8 protein-coding genes and 1 rRNA gene are annotated in these 8,138 nt (G+C 42.6%); 7 read left to right on the forward strand and 2 right to left on the reverse strand.

What is annotated here, in order from left to right; all coding sequences use genetic code 11:
• Positions 1-718 precede the first annotated feature (718 nt).
• The 4 genes from ACOSV2_RS17755 to ACOSV2_RS17770 all read left to right on the forward strand — a co-directional run bounded on the left by ACOSV2_RS17755 (position 719) and on the right by ACOSV2_RS17770 (position 5,096).
• Entirely contained in the window at positions 719-1,471 is a 753-nt protein-coding gene (locus tag ACOSV2_RS17755; protein WP_428976275.1) for a DeoR/GlpR family DNA-binding transcription regulator, read from the forward strand.
• Positions 1,468-2,379, forward strand: coding sequence for a 1-phosphofructokinase (pfkB, locus tag ACOSV2_RS17760; RefSeq protein ID WP_428976276.1), 912 nt, complete (start codon positions 1,468-1,470; stop codon positions 2,377-2,379). The genes ACOSV2_RS17755 and pfkB overlap by 4 nt, the downstream gene beginning before the upstream one ends.
• Before the next feature lie 13 nt (positions 2,380-2,392).
• Positions 2,393-4,258, forward strand: a complete 1,866-nt coding sequence (locus tag ACOSV2_RS17765; protein ID WP_428976277.1) for a PTS fructose transporter subunit IIABC — start codon at positions 2,393-2,395, stop codon at positions 4,256-4,258.
• Positions 4,259-4,370: 112 nt separating this feature from the next.
• Positions 4,371-5,096, forward strand: a complete 726-nt coding sequence (locus tag ACOSV2_RS17770; protein WP_428976304.1) for an MgtC/SapB family protein — start codon at positions 4,371-4,373, stop codon at positions 5,094-5,096.
• A 41-nt stretch (positions 5,097-5,137) separates the two neighbouring features.
• Here ACOSV2_RS17770 and ACOSV2_RS17775 read toward each other — a convergent pair whose 3' ends face one another.
• On the reverse strand, positions 5,138-5,830 hold the full coding sequence (locus tag ACOSV2_RS17775; RefSeq protein WP_428976278.1) for an MgtC/SapB family protein: 693 nt from the start codon (positions 5,828-5,830) through the stop codon (positions 5,138-5,140).
• 102 nt (positions 5,831-5,932) lie between these two features.
• On the opposite strand from ACOSV2_RS17775, the gene ACOSV2_RS17780 reads away from it, so the two are divergent.
• Together ACOSV2_RS17780 and ACOSV2_RS17785 are read left to right on the forward strand one after the other, a co-directional pair.
• A complete protein-coding gene (locus ACOSV2_RS17780) occupies positions 5,933-6,862 on the forward strand; it encodes a DMT family transporter (RefSeq protein WP_428976279.1) in 930 nt (309 codons plus the stop codon).
• The gene (locus ACOSV2_RS17785; protein ID WP_428976280.1) at positions 6,843-7,343 is read left to right on the forward strand and encodes a GNAT family N-acetyltransferase; all 501 of its coding nucleotides are present in this window, start codon (positions 6,843-6,845) and stop codon (positions 7,341-7,343) included. Before ACOSV2_RS17780 ends, ACOSV2_RS17785 begins: the two co-directional genes overlap by 20 nt.
• Positions 7,344-7,419: 76 nt before the next feature.
• Here ACOSV2_RS17785 and ACOSV2_RS17790 read toward each other — a convergent pair whose 3' ends face one another.
• Entirely contained in the window at positions 7,420-7,596 is a 177-nt protein-coding gene (locus ACOSV2_RS17790) for a hypothetical protein (protein ID WP_428976281.1), read from the reverse strand.
• A 341-nt stretch (positions 7,597-7,937) separates the two neighbouring features.
• On the opposite strand from ACOSV2_RS17790, the gene ACOSV2_RS17795 reads away from it, so the two are divergent.
• Positions 7,938-8,138, forward strand: a 16S ribosomal RNA gene (locus ACOSV2_RS17795); the annotation flags it as partial.

Here is an 8,138-nt window from a genome sequence, read left to right on the forward strand (position 1 = left end):
GAAAAACATGGACCGTTCCTTTCCGCTCCAGGCACTTGCTTTCCGCGGGGAGGAAGTCAAGCCTCCTCGGGCATTGCCCTGCGGGGTCTCGACCTTTCCTCTATCTCCCGCAGGAGTCAAGTGCCTTCCGCTACAATCCACTCTGTGCTATTACATTCTTACTGCAAATAAACGTATAGAAAATCAACACAAAAAAGTTCGTATTGTTTGTCTTTGTATGGAGCAGCAATCCCCAAGGCATATGGGACCTTGAATGACAAAAAATAAGTTCAAACAATCTTATCTATAGAATGTCCTATTATCTCACCGGGTATATAACTTCTTGTAAAGAGAGTAGTGATCCGTTTTCTATTGTAACCTTTAAGCTCTGTCACGAAATTCTCTTATAGATGGTGAGGGGAACTGCGTAGACTCCTGCGGAAATACGGGCGTGCCGAGACCCCGGAAGCGAAGCTGAGGAGGCTCGGCCGAACGTCCGCGGAAAGCGAAGCAGTTCCCCTCACCATCCAACACATACTAATTGTCAGAGCCGAAGCAGACTTTTGGTTTAAAAACAACAATCTTAGCCAAAGGTGCATTGTTATTAAAAGATAACCACCTGATCGTTTTTGAGTGTTTTATGATGGAAATTGATTACTTTTGATTAAAAATGATTGATTTTTGAAACCGTTCTCATTATAATGAAAGTAACAAGAAACGGAGAAAGTAGGAGAGTGCTATGTTAACGGAGGAACGACATCGAATCATCTTAGACTTATTGAAGGAGAAAGATGCGATAAAAATCCAAGAGATTGTGGATGTTACGAACGCTTCTGAGTCAACGATCCGCCGGGACTTAACACAGCTCGAGCAAGAAAAATTTCTGAAACGTATCCATGGTGGGGCTGCGAGGCTTCAAGGGAAACTGAAGGAATTGAGCGTTTCTGAAAAGTCATCCAAAAACTTTCATGAAAAGCAATCCATCGGTCAATATGCTGCTTCCCTGGTAGAAGAGGGCGATTGCATCTTTTTGGACGCAGGTACGACGACCTTGAGTCTCATCGACCATCTTCCGCAAATGGATATTGTGGTTGTAACGAACGGGTTGACCCATGTGGACACACTCCTTCAAAAAGGCTTTAAAACGTATATGATCGGCGGATACGTCAAGCCGGTGACAAGAGCGATGGTCGGAAGTGCAGCGGTGGAATCCTTACAACAGTATCGATTCGATAAAGCATTTATGGGAGCAAACGGGGTACATGCTCAATATGGATTCACGACGCCGGATCCCGAAGAGGCCCAGGTAAAACGGATGGCGATTGAGTTATCAAGGGAAGCGATGTTTTTAACGGACGACTCCAAGTTTGGAGAAATCGCTTTTAGCAAAATTGTGGATCTTGATAAAGCCATGATTATAACGAATGCGCTGGACGGGGAACACGATACGGCAATGTTGAAACAAACTACGATAAAGGTTGTGACACCATGATATATACCTTAACACTGAACCCTTCTGTCGATTACATTATGGAACTTGGCTCCTTTCAAAAAGGCGGTCTAAACCGAAGTGAGAAAGAAAGTGCATTTCCTGGAGGCAAAGGAATCAATGTTTCCCGTGTTTTGCATGTGCTGAATGTAGAAAGCATTGCTCTTGGATTTGCAGGAGGATTTACTGGTGAGTATATTAAACAATTTTTAAAAAAAGAAAAAATACAAACTGAATTTGTAGAGGTTGAAGAGCCTTCAAGAATTAACGTAAAGGTTAAGTCCGATGATGAAACGGAAATTAACGGTAGTGGACCTTCGATTCGTGAGGAACATATACAGAAGTTACTCCAGCAAATATCTTCATTAACAGAGGAAGACATGATCGTTCTGGCGGGGAGTATACCTGGATCGGTGCCTAAATCGTTTTATCAGGAGATTGCTGCACAATGTAAGGAACAAGGAACGAAAGTGATTATCGATGCCGAGAAGAACTTGATTCAACCGGTTCTTTCTTTAAATCCTTTCTTGATCAAGCCGAATCACCATGAGCTGGGGGAGATGTTTGATGTGAAGATTGAATCAGTGGATGATGCAGTTCACTACGGAAAGAAATTGAAGGATACCGGAGTCGAAAACGTGATGGTTTCAATGGCGGAAAAAGGTGCCCTCTTACTGACCGGTAAAGAGGTATTGTATTCTTCCGTGCCAAGTGGAAAGCTGCAAAGTTCGGTCGGTGCAGGAGATTCAACCGTTGCCGGCTTCCTTGCGGGACTATCAAGGGGCTGGAGCATTGAGGATGCATTCCGATTAGGAACCTCGGCTGGATCGGCCACTGCTTATTCAATCGGTCTTTGCTCATCGGGAAAAGTGGAAAGCTTATTTAAAGAAATTCAGATTACGAAAAAATAGGGGGGGAACAAAAATGAGAATTACTGAATTATTAACGAAAGATACGATTCAGCTAAATATCTCTTCTACATCCAAAAAAGGCGTTATTGATGAATTGGTTTCCGTATTGGATAAAAGTGGGAACCTGGAGGATCCTAAAGAATTTAAGCAAGCGATTCTTAATCGCGAGGCTCAAAGTACGACGGGTATTGGGGAAGGAATCGCCATTCCCCACGCGAAAACATCGGCAGTCAAAGCACCTGCTATTGCATTCGGCAAATCAGCAGAAGGAATAGACTATGAATCTCTCGATGGTACTCCTGCACATTTGTTCTTCATGATTGCAGCAACAGAAGGGGCCAATCAAACACATTTAGAAGCGTTAAGCCGTCTTTCTTCTATGTTGATGGACCCCGATGTTCGCAAAGCATTACTGAATGCTTCATCAAAAGAAGAAGTATTAGAGATTATTAATGTTCATGATCAAGAGGAAGAGGTTCCTGATGAAGATTCTACAAACGAAGGAAAGGTCCTGGCTGTAACGGCATGTCCTACAGGGATTGCCCATACGTACATGGCGGCAGATGCTCTGAAAGCCAAAGCGAAAGAAATGGGTGTGAATCTGAAAGTAGAGACGAATGGTTCCGGTGGAGCAAAGAACGTCTTAACTTCTGAAGAAATTGAAAACGCTGTAGCTATAATCGTAGCTGCCGATACGAAAGTGGAGATGAATCGATTTAAAGGAAAGCCTGTGATTGAAGTTCCTGTGGCTGAAGCGATTAGACGTCCTGAAGAATTATTGAATCAGGCTATGAAACAAGAGGCGGCCATATATAAAGGTAGAGAACAATCTGAAGAGACTGGGGCTGGTCCTGAGAAAAAACAAAAGACAGGCTTTTACAAGCATCTGATGAATGGTGTTTCCAACATGCTTCCATTCGTTGTGGGTGGAGGGATCCTGATTGCGATCTCGTTCTTATTCGGCATTCAGTCAGCGAATCCTGATTCTCCTGAGTACAATGAATTTGCAGCCATGCTAATGAAAATCGGTGGAGACAATGCTTTCTACTTAATGGTTCCTGTATTGGCGGGCTTCATTGCCATGAGTATAGCCGATCGACCTGGATTTGCCCCTGGTATGGTGGGTGGATTGATTGCTGCAACTGGTCAAAGCGGGTTCTTAGGTGGGATTATTGCCGGTTTCTTAGCAGGTTATGTGGTTCTTGGAATCAAGCGTTTAACAAACAATTTCCCTCCATCATTAGAAGGGATCAAACCGGTATTGACCTATCCGCTGCTGGGAATTTTCATTACTGGATTCATCATGCTTCAGTTCCTGGTTGAGCCACTGAGTGCAGTCAACACGGGTATTCAGAACTGGTTGGATGGATTAGGCACAGGGAATCTGATTTTACTCGGACTTGTTCTAGGTGGTATGATGGCGGTCGATATGGGAGGTCCTATCAACAAAGCGGCCTTTACATTCGGGATTGCCATGATTGAAGGAGGAAACCTTGCTCCCCATGCAGCCATCATGGCGGGTGGAATGGTACCGCCACTGGGGCTGGCCCTTGCAACGACAATATTCAAGAAGAAGTTCAATGATAATGAGAGAAAAGCGGGTATCGCAGCTTACTTTATGGGAGCATCCTTTATTACAGAAGGAGCGATTCCGTTTGCAGCAGCCGATCCATTCCGGGTCATTCCTTCTATTGTGACAGGTTCTGCGGTTGCAGGAGCGTTAGCGATGTTCTTTGGGATTGGTTTACCTGCCCCTCACGGTGGATTATTCGTATTCCCGGTAGTCGAAGGGAATCCGTTCTTATATCTGTTGGCAGTACTGATCGGATCTGTCATTACGGCCGTGATGGTTGGGTTATTAAAGAAGCCGATTAAATGATTCATGAAAGAACCAGGTGATTTCCGCCTGGTTTTTTTGCTTTTTGCGTTTTAAAAGGTTCATTGCAGGTAAAAAGTATAGGTAGATGATGGAGAGGGGAAAGGCTATGGAGATGATGGAATTTCTGGAGATCCCAGATGAGTTTTATACTGCTCTTATTCGTATTATGTTAATCGTTCTACTGAGCGGCTTAATTGGTATAGAGAGGGAATTTAAAAATCACCCAGCTGGTTTACGCACTCATATTCTTGTAGGTGTAGGTTCCTGTTTATTGATGCTTGTTTCCCTATATGGGTTTGAAACGTTTTTAGACGAACACCCTCAATTAGTAGGTTTTGATCCAAGCCGGATTCCCTCCTATGTTATTTCCGGAATCGGCTTTCTTGGTGCGGGAACGATTATGGTCCATGGAGGAGTCACGGTTAGAGGATTAACTACTGCCGCCAGTATTTGGGTTGTTGCAGGCTTAGGGTTGGTAGTAGGGATTGGGATGTACTACCTGGCCATTTTTACAACGCTCGTGATTGTGATAACATTATTTTTCTTGAACAACCTGGAAAGCTTTTATAAGGAAAAAGTGAAGCATAAGAAGCTGCTTCTCCTTAGTCTGGTCGTGCAAAAGGGAAAGGGGAATATCACGTCAATAAATGATGCCCTTCATGATCATGGAATCGAGATCACTCAGTACCAGATTGAAGAAGGAGATGAGATGGAGGGGGTGGAGGTCTTTAAATATTCCCTTCTTATATTAACTCCAAGTGCCCTTCAGTTTAATGAAGTGTTGGAAGTTGTCCAAGATTTGGAATGTGTGAAAAAGTTCCAGCTTCACAAAAAATAAAAAAGGAACGAGGGTGTTCATGCATCCTCATTCCTTTCCTTTTACAAGCTCTCAATTTCTACATCTTTTATCCCTTCGATTTCTGAAATCGTATAGTAAATGTCTACCGTCTTTTTTCTGAAGTCCACAATGATTTTCAATTCCAAAAGGTGCTGCTGATTCTTTAAGTCTTTGATCCGGATATTTTCAATCGAGATTTCTTCAGCTTTGATTCTTTCAATAATCGATTTGATCTCTTGTTTCTCCAAGATGGTAGCACGCAGGGAAAGCTCTTTTTCCCTCAATCGTTTCGGACCTAAATACGTAATAATAATAGGCACCACTTCAACGGAGACAATCAAGAGAATCACACCTGCCGTAGCTTCCATGTAGAAGCCGGCTCCAACAGCAATTCCGATTCCTGCCGCTCCCCAGATCATTGCTGCTGTCGTTAAGCCGGAAATGCTATCATTCCCTCTTCGTAAAATGACACCTGCCCCTAAGAAACCAATCCCTGAAACAATCTGAGCTGCCAGTCGCAAAGGATCCATCGTGATATTTACTTTATCCGATCCCTCAGAAATATAAGCAGACTCAATAGAGACAATTGTTAATAAACAGCTCACGATACAGATAACGAGAGACGTCTTTAAACCTACAGGCTTTCGCTTTAATTCTCTCTCGAGCCCAATAATTAACCCCAATACTGCAGATACACCCAGCTTTACCATGAATGTCGTATCTAAGAGTTCCATCAAGCCCCCTCCAGTTCTACGTATATCTCTGAAAATTCATGTAGTAATTTAACCCCGCTGATTATAAAATAGGAGCAACGAATACATATCAGGAGGTTTGTCATGTCAGACACAAGGGTTAATCCGTATCTACTACTCGCAATCGGAGTCATCTCCGTATCAACCTCTGCCATCCTGGTAAAAGTATCGAGTGCACCAGCAGGTGTTTTGGCCTTTTACCGGTTGTTTTTCACAGTTCTATTAATGTCCCCTGTATTTTTCTTAAAGTATGTGAAGGAATTGAAAGTTATTACTTTAAGAGATTGGATGTTTTCAATTTTAGCCGGGGTCTTTCTTGCTTTTCACTTCATACTCTGGTTTGAATCCTTAAACTATACTTCTGTTGCCAGTTCTACGGTACTCGTCACATTGCAGCCATTATTTGCTTTTATCGGGGCATACTTGTTCTTTCAGGAAAAATTAACAGGGAGAGCCATTATCTCGGCGGTTTTAGCTATTAGTGGGAGTATCATCATAAGCTGGGGAGATTTTAAAATTAGCGGAAGCGCGCTATGGGGAGATATTTTAGCGTTGGTGGCGTGCGCTCTTGTTACAGGATACCTGTTATTCGGGCAGACGATAAGGAAACGGCTATCCCTCATTACCTACACGTATTTGGTCTATGCGATAAGCTCAGTCGTTTTATTCTTATATGTCATGATACGTTCCGAAAGCCTAGGGCCATATCCGAAAGAGGATTGGGTCTACTTTCTATTACTTGCCATTATCCCCACACTATTAGGTCATTCATTATTCAATTGGTCCCTTAAGTGGTTAAGCACCTCAACCATCTCAATGGCCATCCTCTTTGAACCAATCGGCGCTTCAATCCTTGCTTATTGGCTCTTAGCTGAAAAAGTGATGATGACTCAAGTAGTTGGCGGTCTTGTCATTATCATCGGCGTTACCTTCTTCATAATAGAAGAAAGGAAATTAAAAAAGATGGTCCAAAAAGTCAACGAGGTGAAAAAGAATGGAGAACTTCCGCTTTAGAAAGGCGAACCTTCAAGACTCACCCGGGTTAGCATCTGTACACGTCCATAGCTGGAGAACGACGTACGAAGGAATCGTATCATACGAATATCTTCAGTCTTTATCAATAGAAGAAAGAGAACAAAAGTGGGTACAAATTCTTTCCGGGTCTCATCATACGTATGTATGTGAGGTGGATGATGGGAAAATCATCGGCTTTGTTTCATTTGGGAAAGAGCGTACAGGGGAGTACGAAGGAGAATTATATGCCATTTACCTTCTAGAAGAATATCAAGGTAAAGGCATCGGGAAAGAGCTCTTCGGAATTGCTGCTACAGGTCTTAAAAATCAAGGCTACAACTCTATGTGGATCTGGGTGTTGAAAGAGAATCCATCTAAACATTTCTATTATGCCTTAAAGCCTGCGCTCATTAAGGAAGAGGGATTAACGATTGGCGGTGAGTTGCACCAGGAAGAAGGGTTGCTGCTGGAACTGCATTAAAAAGGAGTAAAGGAAGCGTTCATTTCGCTCCTTTACTCCTTTATTAAATTTTTTCAACGCTAACAGATTCTTTCACTCAAGAAAAAACGTATGTAAAACCAGAAAACACAAACGCCATGACCACTGAAAAGATGAAGGTCATTCCTCTTACAGGAGCAGTGCTTTCGCTTATCTTAAGAGCTTGTACATACGAATACGCAAACAGATACACAGCCATGATGAATGATAGAGATAATGCGACGTTGGTAAGCATGAATAAAAGGTCTCCTTTCAGGAATGCGTAGTAATAATGTATATGAAGGTTTGCTGTTAAACAGAACAACAGAAGTGATTGATTAAGTTTTTAAAGTTTTCCTTAAAAATATATTGCAATAACATTAACAGCATGTTATATTTATAAACGTCGCTGATGCAGCAAACAACATTTCGGAAAAACAAATGAAAAAAGTTGTTGACGCGAGAATGAAAGATATGTTATATTGATAAAGTCGCTTCAGAGCGGAGCAGACAAACCTTGAACCTTGAAAACTGAACAAAACAAGACAATACGTCAACGTTAATTCTAGATTTATTTTTAAAGAGCTATTCAAACTTTTATCGGAGAGTTTGATCCTGGCTCAGGACGAACGCTGGCGGCGTGCCTAATACATGCAAGTCGAGCGGACTGGTGGGAGCTTGCTCCCATCAGTCAGCGGCGGACGGGTGAGTAACACGTGGGTAACCTGCCTGTAAGACTGGGATAACTCCGGGAAACCGGGGCTAATACCGGATAACTCATTTCCTCGCATGAGGAAA

It is taken from the genome of Rossellomorea sp. DUT-2 (assembly GCF_052665285.1).